23 protein-coding genes are annotated in these 22,260 nt (G+C 43.4%); 1 reads left to right on the top strand and 22 read right to left on the bottom strand.

Annotation, left to right across the window (positions count from 1 at the left end; genetic code table 11):
- Positions 1-9 precede the first annotated feature (9 nt).
- The gene (locus ACZ1GZ_RS05475) at positions 10-975 is read left to right on the top strand and encodes a glycosyltransferase family 2 protein (protein WP_472667468.1); all 966 of its coding nucleotides are present in this window, start codon (positions 10-12) and stop codon (positions 973-975) included.
- Positions 976-1,005: 30 nt separating this feature from the next.
- On the opposite strand, the gene ACZ1GZ_RS05470 is transcribed toward ACZ1GZ_RS05475, so the two are convergent.
- The 22 genes from ACZ1GZ_RS05470 to ACZ1GZ_RS05365 form a co-directional block, all read right to left on the bottom strand.
- On the bottom strand, positions 1,006-1,521 hold the full coding sequence (locus ACZ1GZ_RS05470; RefSeq protein ID WP_472667467.1) for a hypothetical protein: 516 nt from the start codon (positions 1,519-1,521) through the stop codon (positions 1,006-1,008).
- Complete coding sequence (locus tag ACZ1GZ_RS05465; RefSeq protein ID WP_472667466.1) at positions 1,518-1,910, bottom strand: hypothetical protein; 393 nt, start codon at positions 1,908-1,910, stop codon at positions 1,518-1,520. Before ACZ1GZ_RS05465 ends, ACZ1GZ_RS05470 begins: the two co-directional genes overlap by 4 nt.
- A gap of 28 nt (positions 1,911-1,938) precedes the next feature.
- Positions 1,939-2,448, bottom strand: coding sequence for a rod-binding protein (locus ACZ1GZ_RS05460; RefSeq protein WP_472667465.1), 510 nt, complete (start codon positions 2,446-2,448; stop codon positions 1,939-1,941).
- Between the two features lie 34 nt (positions 2,449-2,482).
- Positions 2,483-2,899: a hypothetical protein gene (locus ACZ1GZ_RS05455; RefSeq protein ID WP_472667464.1), complete on the bottom strand. Its 417-nt coding sequence runs from the start codon at positions 2,897-2,899 to the stop codon at positions 2,483-2,485.
- A 10-nt stretch (positions 2,900-2,909) separates the two neighbouring features.
- Positions 2,910-3,659, bottom strand: a complete 750-nt coding sequence (fliR, locus tag ACZ1GZ_RS05450) for a flagellar biosynthetic protein FliR (protein WP_472667463.1) — start codon at positions 3,657-3,659, stop codon at positions 2,910-2,912.
- Positions 3,656-5,743 (bottom strand): flagellar biosynthesis protein FlhA, encoded by a 2,088-nt coding sequence (flhA, locus tag ACZ1GZ_RS05445; RefSeq protein WP_472667462.1) that lies wholly within the window; start codon positions 5,741-5,743, stop codon positions 3,656-3,658. Before flhA ends, fliR begins: the two co-directional genes overlap by 4 nt.
- A gap of 195 nt (positions 5,744-5,938) precedes the next feature.
- Positions 5,939-6,205: a flagellar biosynthesis protein FliQ gene (gene fliQ, locus ACZ1GZ_RS05440; RefSeq protein WP_472667461.1), complete on the bottom strand. Its 267-nt coding sequence runs from the start codon at positions 6,203-6,205 to the stop codon at positions 5,939-5,941.
- Positions 6,202-6,612 (bottom strand): flagellar hook assembly protein FlgD, encoded by a 411-nt coding sequence (gene flgD, locus ACZ1GZ_RS05435; protein ID WP_472667460.1) that lies wholly within the window; start codon positions 6,610-6,612, stop codon positions 6,202-6,204. Before flgD ends, fliQ begins: the two co-directional genes overlap by 4 nt.
- Positions 6,603-7,052 (bottom strand): flagellar biosynthesis repressor FlbT, encoded by a 450-nt coding sequence (gene flbT / locus ACZ1GZ_RS05430; RefSeq protein WP_472667459.1) that lies wholly within the window; start codon positions 7,050-7,052, stop codon positions 6,603-6,605. The genes flgD and flbT overlap by 10 nt, the downstream gene beginning before the upstream one ends.
- Positions 7,049-7,396, bottom strand: coding sequence for a flagellar biosynthesis regulator FlaF (gene flaF / locus ACZ1GZ_RS05425; RefSeq protein WP_472667458.1), 348 nt, complete (start codon positions 7,394-7,396; stop codon positions 7,049-7,051). Before flaF ends, flbT begins: the two co-directional genes overlap by 4 nt.
- 41 nt (positions 7,397-7,437) lie before the next feature.
- Positions 7,438-8,493: a flagellar hook-associated family protein gene (locus ACZ1GZ_RS05420; protein ID WP_472667457.1), complete on the bottom strand. Its 1,056-nt coding sequence runs from the start codon at positions 8,491-8,493 to the stop codon at positions 7,438-7,440.
- Between the two features lie 4 nt (positions 8,494-8,497).
- Positions 8,498-9,961: a flagellar hook-associated protein FlgK gene (gene flgK / locus ACZ1GZ_RS05415; protein ID WP_472667456.1), complete on the bottom strand. Its 1,464-nt coding sequence runs from the start codon at positions 9,959-9,961 to the stop codon at positions 8,498-8,500.
- A 20-nt stretch (positions 9,962-9,981) separates the two neighbouring features.
- A complete protein-coding gene (locus tag ACZ1GZ_RS05410; RefSeq protein ID WP_472667455.1) occupies positions 9,982-11,241 on the bottom strand; it encodes a flagellar hook protein FlgE in 1,260 nt (419 codons plus the stop codon).
- A 149-nt stretch (positions 11,242-11,390) separates the two neighbouring features.
- Positions 11,391-12,071 (bottom strand): response regulator transcription factor, encoded by a 681-nt coding sequence (locus ACZ1GZ_RS05405; protein ID WP_472667454.1) that lies wholly within the window; start codon positions 12,069-12,071, stop codon positions 11,391-11,393.
- A 301-nt stretch (positions 12,072-12,372) separates the two neighbouring features.
- The gene (locus ACZ1GZ_RS05400) at positions 12,373-12,951 is read right to left on the bottom strand and encodes a transglycosylase SLT domain-containing protein (RefSeq protein ID WP_472667453.1); all 579 of its coding nucleotides are present in this window, start codon (positions 12,949-12,951) and stop codon (positions 12,373-12,375) included.
- The gene (locus ACZ1GZ_RS05395; RefSeq protein WP_472667452.1) at positions 12,890-14,278 is read right to left on the bottom strand and encodes a flagellar hook-length control protein FliK; all 1,389 of its coding nucleotides are present in this window, start codon (positions 14,276-14,278) and stop codon (positions 12,890-12,892) included. The genes ACZ1GZ_RS05400 and ACZ1GZ_RS05395 overlap by 62 nt, the downstream gene beginning before the upstream one ends.
- Entirely contained in the window at positions 14,275-15,564 is a 1,290-nt protein-coding gene (locus tag ACZ1GZ_RS05390; protein WP_472667451.1) for a chemotaxis protein MotC, read from the bottom strand. The genes ACZ1GZ_RS05395 and ACZ1GZ_RS05390 overlap by 4 nt, the downstream gene beginning before the upstream one ends.
- Positions 15,565-15,613: 49 nt before the next feature.
- Positions 15,614-17,341 carry a MotB family protein gene (locus tag ACZ1GZ_RS05385; RefSeq protein ID WP_472667450.1) on the bottom strand — a complete coding sequence of 576 codons (1,728 nt, stop codon included), beginning with the start codon at positions 17,339-17,341 and terminating at the stop codon, positions 15,614-15,616.
- Positions 17,341-17,964 carry a hypothetical protein gene (locus ACZ1GZ_RS05380; protein WP_472667449.1) on the bottom strand — a complete coding sequence of 208 codons (624 nt, stop codon included), beginning with the start codon at positions 17,962-17,964 and terminating at the stop codon, positions 17,341-17,343. Before ACZ1GZ_RS05380 ends, ACZ1GZ_RS05385 begins: the two co-directional genes overlap by 1 nt.
- A 238-nt stretch (positions 17,965-18,202) precedes the next feature.
- A complete protein-coding gene (locus ACZ1GZ_RS05375; RefSeq protein ID WP_472667448.1) occupies positions 18,203-19,177 on the bottom strand; it encodes a flagellin N-terminal helical domain-containing protein in 975 nt (324 codons plus the stop codon).
- Between the two features lie 253 nt (positions 19,178-19,430).
- The gene (locus tag ACZ1GZ_RS05370) at positions 19,431-20,408 is read right to left on the bottom strand and encodes a flagellin N-terminal helical domain-containing protein (protein ID WP_472667447.1); all 978 of its coding nucleotides are present in this window, start codon (positions 20,406-20,408) and stop codon (positions 19,431-19,433) included.
- 677 nt (positions 20,409-21,085) lie between these two features.
- On the bottom strand, positions 21,086-22,060 hold the full coding sequence (locus ACZ1GZ_RS05365; protein WP_472667446.1) for a flagellin N-terminal helical domain-containing protein: 975 nt from the start codon (positions 22,058-22,060) through the stop codon (positions 21,086-21,088).
- Between the last annotated feature and the right edge of the window lie 200 nt (positions 22,061-22,260).

Genomic DNA, 22,260 nt, shown 5'->3' with positions numbered 1-22,260 from the left:
TTGGGTCGTATGATGAAAATTTCAGATTTTTACCGGACAGAAGGTCTAAAAGCTGACGATGTTGAGATAGTCGTTACGCTTCCGACGTTTAAACGGCCCGATCAAGTGTTGCTTACACTCAAATCAATTGCTTCTCAGAATATCGATAAAACTTTTGCAGTCATTGTCATGGATAATCATGAGGATGCAGAAGGTGCAGCAGCATCAGCAAAATTTATGGAAGAAAACGCATTAGATGGCTTGGTGATTATCGCCCATGATCGCGGCAACTGCCATGCTTATAACGCTGGTTGGGCAACAGCGCTAAAAGAATTTCCTAATTTTAAGTGGCTTGCCGTTATTGATGATGACGAAATTGCCGATAAAAACTGGCTGTTTAATCATCTCAAAACACTTGAAAAGACAAGTTGCGATATTGTGGGCGGTCCACAATTGCAACAATTTCATGAAAGTGCAGCTGATGTATGGAAACGACATCCTGTATTTCAACCACATTACAAGGTGACAGGACCGGTTCCAATTTTATATTCGTCTGGAAATGTGGTTATTACGCGCGCTGTTCTTGAGACAATGCCTCAACCGTTTTTAGAGCCGAAATTTAATTTTATTGGCGGCGGTGATAGCGATTTTTACCGACGCTGCCAATCCAAAGGCTTTACATTTGCCTGGTGCAACGAAGCTCCCGTGCTTGAAGATGTGCCTGAACGTCGCTCCACTTTTCGCTGGGTCAATGCGAGAAGTTATCGCAATGGCGCCATCTCTGCGATTATTGAAACGCGTCTTCACAATAACAGGGCCAAAACAATCGCTAAGTCGTTTGTGCTACTAGCTGCATCGCCATTTCGATCAATGCAATCTGCGATCAAGCATCGTTCATTGATTATTGGCTTATACCATATGCAGATTGCTGTTGGGCGGCTGCTTGCTGAATTCGGTATTGTCAATGAGCAATACCGAAATCCAGAAGCGAACTAGAGTTATTAGGAATTAAAAGTAAGTATTAACTTACTCTTCACCCACACCCTCACCGCCTTCACTCATAGAATAGCGTTTCTGGCGGATGTTTGATCTGATATCAGCCTTGCCAAGATAATCTAAACGGCCAATGACGATATCGTGATAGACTTCGCGGCCCACTCGTTCGTTAAGTGCATTGCCTACAAGTAGGCGAAATTCCTCAAGATTGAAATTCGTCATATTAGGGAAATCGATAATCCGATTACCAATGAATTGGGTGATTAAAATATCGTTGAGCATTTCCTGCGCAGAAACAGGGAACACTTCCATGTCTTTTGGTTCAATTAAAAAACTAACCTGAGTTAGAAAATATCCATGCACTTGACCGCCACTGATGACAGGGACGGAAATAACATCGCTATCTACCCGCTCTAACTTGGCATAGAACGCTGCTTTATCTAATTCTTCCTGTGGGGGTGAAGGTTTGGCCATAGTGATGGCGCCATAAACGGAGCCAAGCGCGACAGCTGCAACCCAAACACCAATTATCAAGGTTTTAATCATGAGAGTTCGTAAGCGCCGTATCCACCAAACTGGTTCATTGAATAAGTTCCGTCGTCTTCAGCATCTTTATGTGCATCTTTTAACAATTCTGCAATTCCGCGAACAGCTTCCATATGTGTTTCGAGTTTGCGCTTGTTAACAGCAAGCTTTTCTTGAACTTTCATCAAAAGCGCTTGATGTTCTGGTCGAATTTGTTCTGGACGAAAACCCTTGAGCAACGTGGTCATTTCATAAAGACAACGACTTTTATATGTGCTGGAGGCTGTGATATCAAAACTTTTATCTTTGCCAATTTTTGCATTTTCCAGATCCAACAATGCTTCCAAACGCCCCAATACATTTCCAAACCTGATTTCATGTGGCTGCGTTGTTTGTGCCGCTTGTCTCATTTTTGTATTCCTTGTTTAATATCAGGGACTAATTGTCGTTTAAGCTATCAATTAAATCGCGTTGACGTGCATTGATAATATTGGCTGCTGTGCCAAGTGGGCTTGCATCAACATTGGCTTTGTCTGCGAGCATTTGATCTGCAATTCCAATACCACCGGCTTTCGCGATTGCGTCACCAATCTGTTGCGCCATCATCCCTTTCCATACATCACCAGACATGCCTTCCCCGAAGATCACGCTGGAATCGCTGGGCAACATGTGCTGCACAAATTGATGAAGCACCATGGCTTCAAACTTTTTGTGCGCATCGGTTTGACTTGGCTTATTAAATTGGCTCCGAAGATCCGATAGATCTTTGGCAAGAACTGACGAGGTTTGCGTGTTAAGTAGCTCTTTCGCAAACTCTTCACCTGCAGCTGCAATTTCGATTTTGGAAACAGATTTTGCGTTTAGTTTGGCATCTGCTTGAGCAATGCTTGATGGCTGCGCAGCATTAATGACACCCATAATCAAATCTGTATTTACCGAAACTGCCATCAAATTACCCAACTGAAATAATCGTCTTTGAAAATTATCTCATGTCAGGCTTACCAGAGGCTGGATTTTTCCCGCCACCAATTGTATCAATGAGGTCCTGAAGCCCCTCGTCTTCGGCTTCACGTGCCTCATCCATTTTAAAAGCATCCACTTTCTCTTCTAAACGATCGGCCTTCACCCGTTCTTTCATCATATTCTTTTCTTGCATTTCACGATGCAATTGCAATTGGCGTTTCTTCACATCTAAACTTGATAAACGCTTTGAATAATGGCCGGAACAAACCATGTGAATTGGGTCAAATGTGCTTAAAGCATCCAAAACGGATTCCATTGAATCTTGATTGTTCCTTTGCGCGTTGACAACATCTGCCAACTCAATTTCTGCCATTTTTTCCTTTTGACGTTGGATGTTTACTAGACGTTGCAAACGCTGGGATTTTTTCTCTGCCATCCTGTTTCACCTAACCTTGGAAAATCTGGATAAACCCATCCAGGAACAGCGTCAGATAGTTTGAGATGCCAAAATATAACAACAACAAACCACCCGCTAGGATGAAAGGGATAGAGATGAAATAGATCGGAATTTGTGGTGCAAGCTTGTTGACCATACCAATGGCTAAGTTGAAAATCAGGCCATAAACGATAAATGGACTTGCCAAGCGCAGAACAAGTAAAAATGTCTCACTCAACGTATCCGTTAACGTGACCAAAGCCATGCGCACTTCAAAGCCGGTACCTATTGGCATGAATTCATAGGAATTAACGATGGTTTGAATGATCAGATGATGAAAATCTGAAATAAACAGTAAGACAATTGCCGTTAGCGTAATAAGGTTTGTGATGGCGCCTTGCGGCTCATTCTGCAAAATTGCAGATGTTGGCGCGGCGTTAAAACCAATGGATGCTGATAGTGCTGCACCTGAAAACTGCAAGCCAAGTGTTAAATATCGAGCGATTAATCCCAGTGTTACACCGATGAATGTTTCACTTGCAATAAGGACTATATAGGCACTGTTGCTTACTCGCGTTGCTGTGTAGATCTGCTCCCACATCAGCGGAGTAATCGCAATTGCAATGGCGATGGATACAAACAAACGAATGCGCAAAGCAACGCGGGCTGTGCTTATGCCAGGCAACACCATAAAGCAGCCACCAATTCGACAGAAGGTAGCAAAGAGGGCTAGCAATGTACCCTCTGGATCGGTGATCACGACAGCGAACCTAAAATGTTGATCTCGATACCTTTAGCGATCTCAACATGCGAAAGCACTGGCAGTGTTGCAAATATACGTTCCACAATCATCCTCACATATGGGCGTGCATCTGGAGATGACACGAGCACAAATGGAATGCCTTTGTCCATATGGTTACGAATGATATCTGTGGCTTTTTCAGTAAACTCTTCCAAAAGTTTGGGATCGATATCGAACTCAACGACTTCACCTTTGGTATCGCGCTTTAATGCTTGATGGAATACTGAGTCCCAATGGCTGCCTAATCGCAGGATATTAAGCGTTCCATTTTGCGCCAAATCACCACAAAGCTGTTGCGCCATGCGAATACGTACATGCTCAACAATTTGCTCCGTCTTGCGCATATGAGGTGCAAGTTCTGCCACGGCTTCCAGAACAAGATGAAGGTTTCGAATGGACATACGCTCGGCCAGAAGTAATTTCAGAACTGCTTGCAGACCAGAGTAGGACATATGGTTTGAACAAATCTCATCAGCCAACTTTCGATATTCAGGATCAAGTCGTTCGATCAACACTTTCATGTCTTTATACGACAATAGCTGAGGTAGATTATTGCGGATAACTTCACTTAGATGGGTTAAAACCACAGATACGTTATCAATGGGCTGGAACCCCTCACGTCTTAAATCATCGGCAAAAGCCTCTGGGACAGAAACCGCTGGCATACCAAATGCTGGCTCGCGCAATTCATCCCCAGGAACCGACGGCTTGCGTCCGTTTCCAACAACGACCATTAACTCGCCAACACGTAATTTGTTTGCTGCAATCGTCGTACCGTGAATTCGAATTTGATAAGATTTTTCATCAATAGAGATATCGTCTGAAACCTTAATCTCTGGCACAACAAAGCCAAATTGTGTGGCAAATTTCTTACGCATTTTACTCACACGGAATGCAAGCTCTTCATGTGAATTTAGCAATTCGCTGGACAATTGCTTACCCAATAGCAATTCAACTTCTGCTGTTTTTAGAACCTGTTTAACTGAGTCCTGTTCAGTCTCAGTTTTTTGCGCAAGCTGACGCTGTTTTTCGGCGAGCTCTTGCTGTTCAATCACCATTCTTTGTCGTGGAATGAGCCAGCTACCAAACGCCAAAATAGACCCCAAAAGCATGAATGGAATAAATGGCAGACCTGGCATTAAGGCGAGCAAGAAAAGCAAACCTGATGCTGCAAATAGTGCACGCGGATAAAAACTAAGCTGGGTAATCACAGCGTGATCGGTTGTTCCGACCTGGCCACCGCGAGATACCAAAAGACCAGCTGCGAGCGATACAATCAGTGCCGGGATTTGCGAAACAAGACCGTCACCAACGGACAGGCGCACAAACACATCGGCCGCTTGACCAACTTCCATGTCATGGCGTGCATAACCGATAATAATGCCGCCAAATATATTGATACCGGTGATGATCAACCCGGCAATTGCATCGCCGCGCACAAATTTCGATGCACCATCCATGGAACCAAAGAATGAGCTTTCCTGCTCTAACTCTTTTCGTCTTGCTTGTGCATCTTGTTCGCTGATTAAACCTGCGGACAAATCCGCATCAATCGCCATTTGTTTACCGGGGATCGCATCAAGGGTAAATCGAGCGCCCACTTCGGCAATACGTGTTGCACCTTTGGTGATCACGATAAAATTGACGACAACAAGAATAAGAAAGACGATCACGCCGATCACAAAATCACCACCCATAACGAGTTGTGAAAATCCGCCAATTACATTTCCGGCAGCTTCTGTTCCTGAATTACCATCTGACAAAATCACCCGCGTTGTCGCGATATTGAGCGATAATCGGGTCATTGTCGCAATCAACAAAATTGTTGGAAACGATGAAAAATCCAACGGCTTTTGGATCCACAATGCCACCATCAAAATTAGAACAGAAAACGCAATTGAAAATGCAAGGCCCACATCGATTAAAAATGCTGGAATTGGTAAGAATAAAACCGACAAAATGATAATGATGCCGAGCGCAAAGCCCATATCCTTACCGAATGTAAGCTTAATTGGGGTGACTGCGACTTCGGGCTGAGCCATTTTCAATACCGTCTATTCATGGACGTTTTAGGAAAAACGCTAGTTTGCTTCTAGTTATCTTTTGAGACGGCAGCACCTAATGTACGCCACACTCAAATTCTAACTTTAAAGCCCCAAGCTTGCGCGAAGTTAGGTTCTTGATCGAAAAATTAACAATTTGTAAATGAGTCGCTTCGTTTACTTCTAACGCGGCAGCTAAAAGCCGCTTTCAATCCGCTGAAACACCAGATTGGTAAATGAAGAGATTTGCGCGCCAACGAATGGCGCTGCAACAGCAACAGTAATTAACACAGTTACGATTTTTGGCACGAATGTCAGTGTGATTTCCTGAACTTGAGTGAGTGCTTGTATAAATGCGATGATGACGCCAATACCCATGGCAACAAAGACGACCGGCCCCGCGGAGACCAAAACCGTCCATATTGCTGTTTGTACTAGGTCTAAAGCATCTGCTTCATTCATGTATCTTGGATAACCATCCCGGGGCCAACAATTATTTTAGTATCATCTTCTAATACTGCGATGGCACCATCAGACATGATTTGCACTTCTTTGACAACACCACTTGTCTCACCATCTAAAGAACTCACAGTTTTTCCAATAATTGCACTGGCCTGTGAAAGTGAGTTAGATTGCAAAAGAGCTTCTAAATTTTTATTGGTTTCAATGGTTTGTTCAACCTGTGAGAAAGTTGCCAATTGTGCAATTTGTTCACTTGAATCCATCGGTTCCGTTGGATCTTGATTTTGCATTTGTGCAATTAATAACTGCAAGAATGTATCATAATCCAACGCGGCCTTATTTTCTGCGGTCGTCGCATTAGATTGTGCGGTTGTGCTTACCGCTGAAGAAACTGCTTCTACGCCCATGGTGCTAACTCCCGACGGATTTCATCAATAGTTGTTGCTGGCATCTGTGGTGTGTTTAAAATCTTTTCTTCGATTGGATACAAACCACGAATTGCTTTAAGCGATTCAAACGCTTTACCTTGGATAACCATGCCATCGATATGCTTGAGTTCTGAACGTACTTCCTCATCATTAAAGCAGCTTAATAGCATCACGATAGATTTCCGGAACATATCCATTGATTGCTCAACACCTGCTGGATTAATCAGCATCATTTGCACAATGAAATAGAGCTGACGTAAAGGTGTGGTTGCCTCTTCAGGCTGCATGACGTGGTTTTCTAGCAAAAATGTAACGTCGTTCATGAATTCCAGGGATACTTTTCGATCTACTCTAAGCACCGCGCCATTTATAAAAATGCGCTCACCTGCTTTGAGCGATATGCGGAGTGTATTCTTCATTTTAAACCGTCCCTGATCATGGTTGTAATATCGATAATGCCCTGGAAATTGTCAGATTCCCGATGGCGTATCCGTTCGGATTCTTTAATGATCCAAATGCCTATAGAGATGAGATTTGCACGCAATTCTTCATCTAATTGATTTTCCTCAGAACCCAGGTCTTCAATCAAGCGAACCCAAACGCGATTAGTGTAATAAATCGCTTCAATCGCCTCTTGAGAATCACCGCCGAGTTTCATTGCATTGCGCAACATATCAATCGATCGATCGAGAACCTGACGTTCACGATCTTTAGATTCTGTGACGTCATCCTCTTGAACATCTGCATAAGAAAATTGATACATTACATAGCCCTTTTTATCTGCTTGCTATCTGTCATCTTCAATTACCTCAGGTAATCAATTAAATTGAGTTGCTGTAGTCGTGACGTAATTGAATAAGAAGTTTCTATCTGTGCCATAAGCGCATTTACTCGGGTCGATGCTTCATAAATATCGACCTCCTCCATCTCGCTTACATGAATTTTTGTTAAGTCAGCTTGGACTTGTAAAAGGTTATTGGCTTTCTCTAATCTCGCTTGAGAGATACCCAATGTTGTTCGATCATCATCAATACCAGAAACGCCTTGGCCGGCAGCATCAATGGCTTTGTCAACCAATACAGATTGAGCAGCTTCACCTAGTCCAATATTCATCATTTCTAATGAAATGGTCGCCGCAAATGCCACGTTTCTGAAGCCATCACCATTGGAATTAACAGAGCTTTGAACCAATTCTTCGCGCGCAATTCGGCTTGTCATATTGGTATCTGATGCAGACGACCAATTGGTTGTCCAATCGGTGCCTGTGAACATCGGCTCGATTGTATTATCCAGGAAATCTGACATCTGCGCTGCAGTTATTGTCGATGTTGATGCACTGGATTGCGTAAAACCGAAGTAAGTAGAAAATGCATTATCAAATGCTGTTTTTGCCGCGTTACCCGTTTCAAAATAATCAACCAGTGGCTTTGTATCTGTGTTGATACCTGAAAAAATATGTTCGCCATTAGCTGTTAGATTGCCGGCATCTGTAAAGGCGCGAAGGGAATCCGATATTTCGAGCACAGCAACACCACGCAACCCTTCATCGGTCGCGTCTTTGGCAATGATAAGAGTTTCCAACAAATCCTGGGCACTTTGAGACGATTGCTCCAAGGCTGCTTGAGCGGATGATAACCTGTTTTCAACAAGCGAATTCGTGTCTTGAATGGTTGAGAACTGCTCAAAATCTCGGTGTAAACGCACGGCATTTGAAGTTTGACCACCGAGCTCAACACCAATATCTGCATGGCGACCAGTCACTGTTTCCGTTTGTAATTGTTGAACCTCTGCTTGCGCCCTTTGCACGATCAAACGCATTGAGGTTTGTGTGGCGTAACTTGAAACAAAGCTAGTTTTCATAACGCTACCTCACCGCACTTAGAAGGGTTTGAAGTAGCTCGTCGACCACAGAAATAATTCGTGTTGCAGCTTTATAGGATTGTTCAAGCGACAATAATAGCGACATCTCTTCATCGATGCTCACACCGGTGGCATTCGAAAAAGTCTGCTCAATTTGCGCAGCATATGCTTCCTTGGTTTCCATCGATGCTGTCGCATCACTTCGATTTAGCTCTAACCAACCAAGACTGTCTGCTGCAAAGTTGATTAATCCTTTTGAGGTGCCAAGTAATGATGTGCCATCAAATGGAATGGGCTCATCCATTGACGTCACTAAACTGTCCAGACGTTCAGAATAACCAGCTGCCCCTTCGGTATTGTAAAGATATGCAGCACCGTTAATGCCACCATCTCGTAATAAAGTCGGGTCACCACCCAAGCTAGATAACACAGCCGGGTTTACTTCAATGCTTGACGCCATTCCGTCAACGCGCACTCCAGCCGTTGGAACTGTTCCCGACACCCAGGTGAAGAGACCCGGTAGATCTGCGCCACCACCACCAATTTGATCTTGTTCAGCAAATACTGTGACGACGCCGCGAGCGATTTCATCAAGCTGACCTTGCAGCATCGGCGCAATATCATCTCTGATCTGCAACATCGCCTGGAGTGAGCCACCAGCAGATGAATTCGCACCTGAACCTGCTTCAAGTGGAACGCCATCTACATAGATGCTATTACCTGTGGTTAAAGCATCATATGCAGGCACTGTTTCAAATGTTACCGTGCGAGGCGATTTTTCAAATAAAGTCGTGCCATCCATGGTGTATAAAACCATGTCGTTACCGCTTCTTGTAACTGGACGCACTTCAATAATTGACGAAATTTCCTTTACCAGCGTATCACGCTCATCAAGATAATTGTTTACATCGGAATTTCCGTAACTGCCTTGAATAATTTCGTCATTGATAACTTTAAAACGTGCCAGCATATCATTCAGATCTGACACATTTGCAGCAATGTCTACATCCATCTCAGCGCGCACTTGCTGTACAGCTTCCGAGGATGAACGAAGAGAAAGCGCTAGATCTTGTGCACTTGCAATTGCAGTTTCCGCAAGTGTTGGTTCACTTGGTTGAGCTGCATAAGCACTTAAATTGTCACGAAGTTGACCTGCAATAACGGCTGGAGACAATTCGTAATCATTTGTACCGAATATGGTTTTTAGCTGATCAAGTCCGGCAACCAACGTGCTTTGAGCATCTGAAGATGCAATACTTGCAATGGATTGCCGATAGAGAACGCTATCAGTTGTTCGCTGGATTGAAGCAATTTGCGATCCAGCAAGAGAATCATATTCTAGATGCGTGGATCGGCGTGCATAATTTGGGTTTTCAGCATTTGCAACATTTTGCGATACCACAGAGGTCTGTGTCGAGGTATTCGACAAAGACCGTGTTGCAGTATTGAGAGCTGACCCTAAATTCATGGGTTTAGTATCCTAGCCGATTATCGTTTAAGGTTCACAAGGACGTCCATTAGATCGGAGCCTGTTTGGAACACTTTAGAATTGGCTGTGTAGCTACGCTGACTTTCAATCATTGATGTCAGTTCTTCCGCAATGTCCACGTTAGAACCTTCAAGAGCGCCGGATTGAATTGAACCAAAGTTATTTGTGCCAGCAAAACCCGTTGTTACAACACCGGAATCAATACCTTGGGCATAAACGTTACCTGATAGTGGGCGCAAACGATCCGGGCTCGGCACGTCCGCCATAGCAATTCGGTAAACTGGGTCCAATTCACCATTTGCATAGTTTGCGTAAACTGTACCATCCTCTGAAATTTCAATTCGAGTTGCTTCATTAGGTGGCTGACCATTGACGGTACCGTTTGCAACAGAGAAATCATAAGCAAGTTCTGTCATATTGCTTAAGTCAACAGTCATAGCAGCACCATTTGGAACCGATAAACTAATCGAGTTTGCGCTGGTTCCAGCGAGTGCACCCGACGTTGCATCAAACGTCAAAGTCGTTGTAGCCAGGGGTCCTGAACTATAGGGAAATGATGTACCGGAGGTACCAGTAGATTGATCAAAAACAGCAACTTCCCAATCATTTGCACCTGTCTTTGTGTAATAGAAATCTAAAAGGACTTCCGCGCCTTTATTGTCATAAACCACAAGCGAACTTTTAGCGTCATATTCAACACTTGCGTTGGCATTTGCCGAAGGAAGGTTCGTCGTTTTCACTGTTTCGCGTGAATCAAGGTTTGCTGTGAAAACACCTTCCGTGGAAGCAACAGCTGTTAAGCCTGTTGAGTTTACGTTGACCGGAACGAGCCCATCAAAACCATTTACAACCGGTACCGGGGTACCATTGGTATAATCCGCACCGAGTAATTTGAAGCCTGCAGCATTGACCAAATATCCATCGCCATCTGCGGTAAACGAACCAGCGCGCGTTAAAAATGGTTGACCGTTTGGATCTGCGACAACAAAGAAGCCGCTTCCACTAATGGCAAGATCGGTTGAAGATGAGGTAAACTCCAAAGCTCCTTGCTCTGAAATCGCGTATCTGACATTGGGTGCCACACTACCTGAGTTATATGCGCCGGTAGTTGCGGGGAGGACGAGTGATGAAAACTCCGTCATGGCTTTTTTGTAACCGGTAGTATTGGCGTTGGCGATATTATCAGCAACTGTTCCCAATCGGCTGGCCTGCGAATTCATTCCTGCAGTACCTGTACGCATCATTCCATATAGACTCATAGCAATTCCCTCGCTTTTTACATATTTAAAACGTAGTTCAACTGCCTTGCGTGAAACTGTTTGTTTCAACAAAAAATGCGACAAAAAGAAAATGACCAGCTTATTTCTAAGCTGGTCACTGTCACTTGTTAAGATCTTGTTAACTAAGGTTAATCCGCTGTCGCCCAATCAATGCGGTATCCAAGGAAGCGTTTTGAATCAATCGGATCAAAGTCCAGGCGTTTGCGTAGTTTCTTGCGCAATTTGGAGATATGGCTCTCAACAACATTTTCTTCAACATCTTCATCAAAAATACCATAGATCGCGTTGAAGATCTGTTGCTTTGTCACACGACGGCCGCGGTTTGCAACTAGATATTCTAGAATGCGGCGCTCACGACGTGGTAGCGGGAATGGCTCGTTATTAACTTCCGTATCGCGACCATCTGAGTAAACTCGAATTGGTCCAATGTCTGTGAAGTTGTTAAGCGCTTTCAAGCGGCGTCGGATCGCTGCAGCGCGTGCCAGGATTTCTTTTGGGTGTACTGGTTTGCGTACAACATCATCAACACCACTGTCATAAAATGCAAGTGTTGCATCAAGAGAAGGTGAATCGCTAACAGCAATCACTGGGGCTGTTGTTCTGCTTCGAATTGTTTTTGGAAGGCTGAGCGTTTCGCTACCCTGACCGATTAAGAATGCTTCTACAGCATCGATGTCCCCGTCTGCTGCTGTATTTACCCATTCACCAAATTCTGAGCTATCAAAGCTTGCTGATGGAACGCCTTCACGTCCAAAAAGCGATGTATAACCATCTTTAACAAGTTGTCTGTCGTCTACCACTACAATCATTCGTCCGCCTCCGAATCGTAGGTATTAATTTCTACAATTACACGGTACGAATCTGCCTGTTTCCAAACAATTACCTTATATTAACCATAATATTTAATAGAATTTTTACTATAAACTCGCCCAAAACACTAGATATAGTATGTATATCATGCGCAAGACACAAACGGATTAGCGTAGTATTAACAAAAGGTTAACAGCCAAAAGTGACGTTAACTATTTGTTCGTATGTGTTAACGGAGACAAATCTACTAAAATTATGCCGAAATTAGGGCGTAAGATTCAACTTCTGTTACAGCATGTATTATGACTGACAGAATTCGCGAGCAGGTTTGGTCCAATTTCCGTAACCAGTTGCGACAAGATTTGAGATCACACGACAGATGTATCTTTTTTGCGCTGGGTCATTATTTGGACCGGCATGATAGCGGGCAACTGCCATTGTCCAATTTTCATGACGTCGCCTCAATCGGGCAAGAAATTTCGCCGCGTAATTGACATTATATTCAGGACGTAACATCGCTGAGAGGGATGAAAACTCTCTATGATGATAATGGTGGTTTATCTGCATACATCCAAGGTCGATTAATTTTATGTTCTTTTTTCGTGCTGAATGAAACAGCTCTACTGCGTGCGAGGTTGAACGGGCATAGACGGCTTTTCCTGCAATGTTCAATGCATAAGGATGAAGTGTTCCGTTGCGCCCTGTTTCTGTTAAACCCACAGAATACAAAATTCCGACGGGAACATTATATTTCTGAGCTGCGCGTATAATATGTTCTTCGCAAGTTTCCCTAGCCGCGCTTTGATAGACGCACGTGCTAGAGATAAACGCCGCTAGAATAAGAGTCTTCTTGAACAGTTTCTTGTCGTGCCAATTCATTAGCTGGAACCGTTGTATCGGATCCCTTTGAATTTTGGGAGCCATTGTTTCGTTCATTGCCACTTTGATTGCTCATTTGCTCCTGGTCAGTTTGAGATTGGAATGATTGACCATTTTGTGAATTGCCCTGCTGGTTTTGTCCACGATCGGAGCTTGCAAGTGTTAGATTGATTTGATCAATTCCAAACCCCTGCCCTTTAAGCGCTTTCACAATGGAAGAGCTGTCTTCACTCAACATGCGGTAAGCGTCAATATTTTCAACGCGCAATTGGACCTGCAGATTGTCGCCATTTAGCTTCATTGTTGCCGTCACAACACCAAGTTCCGCAGGGTTGAGTTGAATTTTAAGTGTATTAAGGGCTTTTGGCTGTGATGTTTGATAAACAGGCTCTGAACTTTGTGCAGCTGATGCGCTGGAGATCTGTTGTGATTTCAAAATCGCTTGTGAAATGTTATTTGCGTTTGTGGATGCATTTGAAGGCGCGATAAATGTTTTCGCCTCTAATACTTCAACACCGGCCATCTTGGTTCCTGATTTATCAACCATAGAAATGTTTGATCCAGATGCACGATCATCGTTTTGGCGAGAGCCTTGATCTTTTGTGCCATCACTCATCGCTTTTTCCGCATTCAATACGGCGCTAGGCTTCTTTCCATCTACACTTTCAGGCGTAGCGTTTTGCCCCTCTTTTCGCGGTATTACATCTTTATCCTGAACAGCGTTTGCTGCAGCTGCAGTTTTCAATGGCTCTTCGGTAGATTTAGCAACAACAGGTTGAGCGCTCTCTGAGGAAGTTTTGTCAAAACGAGCAATTTTATCATCAGTTTTCGCATCAACTTTTTTGCTTATCTGATCTACATCTTTAATCGCTGCTGTTTTATCTGGTTGAGCACCGGGTTTCGTATGCGCGAGTGCCGCGGAAGCAATTGCATCTGCATCAACTTCAGCTTCAACTGAATTTAGCTCTTCAACTTCGTCTATTTGAAGCTCAGTATCCAGTTTATCATCTTCATTTGCGGTTTCAGCCACATCCGCATTTTTCGGTTGATACGAATTGATGAGCTCCAATAGAGCAGCTTCCGCATTATGCGATGATTTTGTGCCTTTTAGATCTTCGTCTTTCGCAACAGCAACTTTTTCGTTTATCGCACCGCTTTCATTGTTATCATTTTGATTAGCAACGGTTTCTGAATTGCCTTTAGATTTCTTTTCGGGCAACTGGAATTTTGTTTCACCTTGACCGTCGGGCTTTGAATTTTTATCCATGCCACGACCAGACTTTACCGGTGTTGATACATTTGCAAGAGCTGGGCTTATACTATTCAACTGTCTTCATCCTTACTCTCTAATGCGAGCATCGCATCCACATCATCAAGTGTGGTTGTTCTGCCTTGCATATATTCTGCAAACTCTTCATCTCCGGGTAGCTCAATTTCATCGCGCACTTCTTCTGTGACACCTGTTTCAATGAGTTCCTTAAGATTAACTGATTTGAGTTCCGCAGCCTCTTCTAACTTGCGTTCCATATTGCTTTCCATGACTTGTGTGAGGCTTTTCTCGTCAGGCAAACTAATAATTTGTTCTGCAAGCAACATTGCTGCATCGTGTAAAGGTCGATCAATTGGCGCAAGGCTACGTCGGCGAATATTGGTAATATCGTCAAGCAATTGCTGTGTCTCGCCCTTTGGTAACTCATTAATGCTGGCATATAGCTTTGCCATCATGTTGTAATAAGCGTTTCTTTCTCCCTCAAAGAGATGCGCTTTTTCGTTTGCTTTAACGGCCATAACGTCATTTCCGTTGACAACACCCGTCCGCGCAATCCTTAGATAAATGGCTTTTTGCTGCTGAACTGGAAGAAATGATATCACCTCATCAACCAGCGTTTCATCAATGTTATCAAGATTTTGTACAATCATCTCAATGATCAATTGTGAAAACTGAACATTATAGGGAGACTTATTAAATCGTCGCGCATAAATGTGCGCTAGGCCCAACGCCTTGTCAAAAGCACTATGGTTGATTGAAATGAGAATTGAACGGCGAAGTGCCGCCTCTTCGATCAATGACCCAGGCGCAACAAGACGGGCTAAATCGAATAATTCGACTGCTTTCAAATCCTTCGCTGCAGCTTTCACATTAGCTGCAATCAACGCGATGTAAGGTCCGATTGCAGTATTTAAATAATCATCCACAATCTCTTCAATCGGCTTTTTCGTCGTCGGAATAAGACCATTGAGATAAGCACGCATGATACTGGTTATTTCTTCGTCAAAATAGCCATATTTATCTTGCGCCACGACAAGATCGAGCGTCTTAGGATTGCCGCCGCTCATAGCATATATTAGCGCGGCATCAACATTGCGCGGATCATCAAAATCTTCTGGCTTTGCTTCGCGGAGTTTGCGGTCCACCTGCTCAAGCAGGAACCTTTGCATTTCCATTGCTGAAAAATCACCGGCAACTACCGTATCCTGAACATATTGTAGTGATCTGACCAATGTATATAAAGGCGCCGAGCTATCAAGGTTCTGGCCTAGCGCTGGTCCCATTGGTAATAAAGTACTTACACAAATGACACCCGCTACAAGCTGTTTTTTAAAGTTCAGCATTGTTGCAAACCGTTCAATTTGTCGAATAATATCAAAATCATAAGATAACCTAGCTACCTTGCGATTGGATGAGGATCTCAATGCGTCTATTCACCTCAGAATATGGATCATCTGGCATTTTTAAACGTCGATCTGCAAACCCCGACACTTGGGTAATTCGCTCCTCAGGAATGCCGCCGCGTACAAGCATAAAATATGCACTATGCGCTCTTGCCATCGATAAACGCCAGTTATCATTTCCACCAGATGAGAATGGTCGAGAATCGGTATGACCGCGGATAGCTATTGCACCGTCACGCTCGTTTAATACCTCGCCAATTTCATCCATGAGCAAGATCATCTCGCGGCGCGGTATTGCGGAACCGACATTAAACATTCCTACATTGCGCTGATCAGTGAGCGATAACAATAATCCACCTTCGGCCGGATAAACCTCAAGGCCCTCTGCCAGCTTTCCAAGCTTGCCGCCAAGCGCTGACATGATGCGCTTTTCAAGTTGTTCGGCGTCAGACAGGCCCTCGTCTTCAACTTCAAGCTTTGCCATTTCAATGTCACTATCGTTTAGCAGCTGTTTGATAAATTCTTTGCCTTGTTCGGAAAAATCGCCTTCGCCAAGTTGCTCTTCAAATTCCTTGAGGTTCTTTTCCATTTCAGCAACTTCAGCAACCGCCATTCTCGCCAAGTCATTTTTAGCGAGAAGTTCCTCCAATTTTTGCTTTTCCTCTTCGGTTAAGCCCTCTTGTTTTGACTTTTTAGCGAGCTTTTTCAACTCTTCAGCTTCTTCACCTGATAAGCGCTTTTTCATGCCTTTTTGGCGAAGATCATCGAGTTTGAGCGTGCCTTCTTTAAAGAGTGTTGCAAGTTTAGTCGGATCGATTTGATCAACAGGGGTATCACCCGCCGGTAGTGTATTTGATGTTTTTCCTTCATCTGGTAAATTACTAATGTGCTGACCTGCGGTTTCAAAGTCATGCATTTTACCACCCTGCTCACCATCATAAGGGGACAAGCCGCTTTTATCACCGCCGGTATCGTGATCACTTAAACCAGCACCTTTTGCAACAATGTCACCCGCGCCTGCGGTTTTGCCGAAAACATCACCTGCACCCATATCAAGTTCTGAAGCACCGCTATCTTCAGCCAATTCAGTTTCTTCACCTAACTCCGGCGAACCTTCCATTGGTGTGCTTTGATTTGGGTCAGCGGTCACCTGCTTGTTCCAAAAATCTGGATCGAAAGGATCGCGATAAGCTTCACCACCTGATGCACCCGTTGCAGAACCAGAATTTTGAGCACCACCATCACCTTTTTCAGAGATATTGGATTCTTCGGCAGCTTCCATCACGATTTCCGCAAGAACAGCGTATGGATTTTCGAAGTAATCAGCCTCTGAGTTTTCAGATTCCTCACCCGCAGTTGAAGTTTCCTGATTACCATCGGACTTACCATCACCTGTTGTTTCTTCTTCACCCTCGGATTTTGACTTAGCTGAAGTCTGCTCGCCCTCCGCGGTTTCACCCGCTTTTTTCACACCTTTTTCAGATGGCTGCTGATCGGTAAGTTTGATTGGGTTAAAATAACTGGCAACAGACGCTTTAGTGTCTTCGTTCGCAGCATTTACAAGCCACATCACCAAGAAAAACGCCATCATCGCTGTCACAAAGTCAGCGTAAGCAATTTTCCAGGCACCACCGTGGTGACCACCGCCACCACCTTGGACCTTTTTAACAATAATGATTTCACCTTGCCCTTGATGGGTAGATGTTTCATCTGCCATTAGACATTATCTCCAAATATCTGACGCCACTCATTTAGCTTGGTCACCATCATTGTTTGATCAATTTCAACACTGAGTTCAGTATTTTCACTTGTGCTTACGTCAATCTTGGCAAAATCTTCGCCAAAGGTATCTTGCATTTTATCAATCAGGACTTGTGGCCCTTCAATACGAATATGTGCTGTTTCATTGTCAGCAAATGCTGAGCGAATTAAGTCCTGCAATTGCTGCACGGATTGATTGACCAATTCGCGCGAAACAATATGGGACAAAATTTGTCCAACCTCATTTGAAATCGCCTGACAATTTGCATCAATTTGGCTGGCAGCACTTTGCGCAATTTTTTGAGCCGTTGCTTCACCAAGCTGTGCTTCTAACGCTGCAATTTGTTGCGCATGTGTATTACCAAGCGCTGCTTCTGCAGCTTGATGTTGCTGCTGCAATTCGGCCATCGCCGCATTGTAACCATCCTGATAAGCTACTGATTTTATTGCATCAATATCGATTTCTGGTTCACTTTGCATTTCTATCGAATGGGATGGGGAGGTTTCGAACATCGGAACAGGCGCTAACCCATTCGGCTGACCAAAATCTTCAAGATGCTGTGCAAATGCAAAACTCATATCGTACTCACCCGCCGATTATCCATGTCAAAAATCGCTTCAACATTATCGATTCACTGACACATTTTTTTCTTCAAATTCCCGTTTATTTTAGGATTTCAAACTTGCGCGAACATGAACGTAGAACGACCGCATTGGGGGCAATCCAATGCGGTCGTTTGATCTGAGAATGCGCTGACCGGCGGCACTCCACAGAATTTTAATTTTTATATAAAAAGCGAGTGCTGTTCGGCGTTCGTTATCTGAACAACGACATAATATTTTCAGCGCTTGAGTTCGCGATCGATAGCGCTTGCACCCCGAGCTGTTGCTGGGTTTGCAGTGCTTTTAGCCGCGTCGATTCCTCATTCATGTCGGCATCCACCAGTCGCCCGATACCGATATCAATTGAATCCATCAATTTGCCAACGAAACTATCTTGCATTTCGATACGCTGATTAATCGCACCAAGGTTTGATGCTTGTTGTGTCAATTGAGAGAAAATATGGTCTACAACACTGATCATTTCATCAATATCTGAATCAGCTGTTGTGTCATTAATGGTGATTTCTGTACCGACTGCTGTTGTTACACCAGTTGAAGCTGGAATATCAATTAGAACCCAGTTTTCAGCAGCTGTACCAACTGTTCCGCTTGGCGATGCACCAAGGTATGAATTTGTTAAAACACCACGTGTTGCATCGATCGTGTCAATCAAGATCATGCTTGATACGTCAACAGATAATGTTGTTACCGACACTGTACCGTTAGAAGCTCGGTTAAAACTACCAACAACATCTTTATCCAATGCTGTTGCAGCATTTGTATTTTTCAACCAGTTCTCACCAGAGAATGAGGCTGATTCTGAGATGCTTTGCAGTTGGTTTTTAAGTTCAGTCAGCTCGTTGTTGATTTTATTTTTATCAACACCCGGCTCACGCGCCGCGACCAATTTAGCCTTAATTTCAGATACAACGTCTAGCGCAGAATTCATACCGGTATATGCGGTATCAACCTTTGCAGCACCCAACCCAAGAGCATCTTGAACTGTTGATAGTGCTTTATTATCCGAACGCATCGTTGTCGCGATGGACCAATAAGCTGAGTTATCTTTCGCAGACTCAACTTTATAACCAGATGAGATGCGTGATTGTGTTTCTTCAAGATCCATGTTGATGGATCTCATTGTTTGCAGCGCTGCCAATGCAGCGTTATTTGTCATAATACTTGTCATTTGAAGATTGCCCCTTCAATTTACTACAGACATGCCGTGAAAGGCTAAGAGAGTTACGCTTCATGCAACCGACGCTTACTAAATGCGTTCAGTACTCTGTGGTAAATTAAATATAAACAAGTATGGTTAACGTCAGGTTAACGCAAGTTTTAGACGTAAGTTATTGATATAAAGGAATAAAAAAGGTCGCGCATAAATGCGACCTGTTAAATTCTTAAAAGAGTTTATAAATGCAACAAGTGCATCATAGATCTTATCTGAACAATGACATGATACTGTCAGAAGAAGAGTTCGCAATTGATAGTGCTTGAACACCCAATTGTTGCTGGGTCTGTAGCGCTTTTAATCGCGTCGATTCTTCATTCATATCAGCATCAACTAATCGGCCAACACCTTTATCAATGGAATCCCTGAGTTGCCCGACAAAATCATCCTGCATTTCGATGCGGCTGTTAATCGCACCCAAATTGGCAGCAGCTGATGTCATTGTTTGGAGGATGTGGTCGACAACATCGATCATTTCACCAATATCTTCGTCAGATGTATTGCTGTCGATCTCGATTACAGTAGCCGTTACACCAGTCGTGGAAGAGGCATCGATCAACACCCAATTATCAGCTGTTGCAGCCCCAAGAGTAGCGCCAGGATCCGATCCAGCATAGGCTGCCGTGAGAATACCATTGGCCGCATCTTCTTTATCAACGAGAATAGTACCACCAGATCCAGTTACGTTGACCTCCAATTTCGTTAGCGAAACAGTGCCATCAGCACCACGATTAAAGCCGGCGACGATTTCTTTGTCTGCTGGTGTCTCACCCGCCTCATTCTGCAACCAGTTCTCACCTGAAAATGATGCAGATTCCGCAATACTCATCAACTGGTTCTTAAGCTCTGTCAGCTCGTTGTTGACTTTATCTTTATCAACACCGGGTTGCGCGGCTGCAACCAACTTGGCTTGAATTTCGGATACGACATCCATCGCAGATTCCATAGCTGTATAGGCCGTATCAACTTTAGCAGCTCCCAAACCTAATGCATCCTGCACTGTTCCAAGAACTTGATTGTCCGATCGCATTGTTGTTGCGATAGACCAGTAGGCTGAATTGTCTTTGGCCGTTTCAACCTTATAGCCTGATGAAATTCGCGATTGTGTTGTCTCTAGATCCTCGTTGATGGATCTCATTGTCTGCAACGCTGCAAGCGCTGCATTATTGGTCATTATACTAGTCATAAAGTGTCCCTTTCTGACTCATTGTTGAGGGACATACCGGATTTGAACACCGGCAACAGTAGGTAGCATCATGCTACTTTTCCGATAATATTTTCTCAAAAAGCCTACCATTACTTGCATTAATAAATCAGTTTATAGTTATCAAAGCCTTAAGTAAAAACATAGATTTCATAAGTAAATACTTGTTTTATACTACATGTATACAGTATTTGTCTGTATTGTTACTGAATTAATGCAGTATTTATTGTCTTTTATTTACTTAATTTGAGACAATATTTGAGAAGTTCAATAATTTTGCGAAAATCAACTCCTCATTATCAACCTCTGATCGGCAAGAAGACTATTTGGTCAAAACACGCTTCGCAGATGGATCGCCTAGTCAACGATTCAGTATCTGCATCCCTATTTTGCGACGATATGAGAAAAAGCACCCAATTATGGCCATTAATTAGGGAACAAAATGAAGATCCCGCATGCATTATTGGGGCTAAGTATTCTATATATTTCAAATTTTGGGAGATTATGTCGCCAAAGGGCGCGTTAGACAGTGAGGTGCCTCAAATGATCAAGTCAATGAGAAAACTGATCTACAAATAAAAAGCGCGCCAGATGTAAATCTGACGCGATTAAGTTTTTTAAATATAAAGAAGAAAAAACTCTTCTTATTGTTCGATGAATTATCTGAACAATGACATGATATTTTGCGAAGAAGAGTTCGCAATCGACAATGCCTGCACGCCAAGCTGTTGCTGGGTCTGTAACGCTTTTAATCGCGTCGATTCTTCATTCATATCCGCATCGACTAATCGGCCAACACCTTTATCAATGGAATCCATGAGCTTTCCAACAAAACTCTCCTGCATCTCAATTCGGCTGTTTACCGCACCAAGATTAGAAGCTGCATCTGTCATTTGAGAATAAATGTAATCAACAACACTAATCATCTCATCAATATCAGCATCGCTTGTTGTGTTATCAATACTAATGACAGTACCTGTTGCACCCGTTGTTGACGACACATCGATTAGCTTCCAGTTGTCACCAGCTGTACCGATTGCACCCCCGGGTGTTGAACCAAGATAAGAAGCTGTTAAGATACCATTTGACGCGGTTTCTTTGTCGATTAGGATCGTACCGCCAGTACCAGTTACGTTAACTGCAAGTTTAGTCAGTGAAACTGTACCATCTGCTGCGCGGTTGAAACTACCAACAATTTCTTTGTCTGATGGTGTGTCGCCAGCTTCATTCTGCAACCAGTTCTCACCAGAGAATGATGCAGATTCAGAAATACTGACAAGCTGATTTTTAAGCTCTGTGAGTTCGCTGTTGATCTTAGATTTATCAACACCAGGCTCACGAGCTGCAACCAATTTTGCTTTAATTTCTGATACAACTTCCATCGAAGAATTCATACCAGTATATGCTGTATCAACTTTCGCAGCACCCAAACCCAGCGCATCTTGTACTGTGCCAAGCGCTTTGTTGTCAGAACGCATTGTTGTTGCGATTGACCAGTAAGCTGAGTTGTCTTTAGCAGTTTCCACACGATAACCGGATGAAATACGTGATTGTGTTGTTTCAAGATCCATATTGATGGATCGCATTGTCTGCAGCGCAGCAAGCGCCGCATTATTTGTCATAATACTAGTCATTAAGTGCCCCTTTTTGACCACATACTGAGGGACATACCGGACTCAAACACCGGTAATAACAGGACAGCTTCATGCATACTTATCCGATCCCTATAAGGGATAAGCCTGTTATTACTTAGCGATTATTAAAACATGATATGGTTACTCATAACTTAATAATATCAATAACTTAAGCTTATTTAACTTTGAAAAATCGCGCC

This window comes from Lentilitoribacter sp. JB5-8 (genome assembly GCF_055693385.1).
The sequence above is the reverse complement of the archived record's forward strand: the minus strand, read 5'-3'. Positions and strand labels throughout refer to the sequence as shown.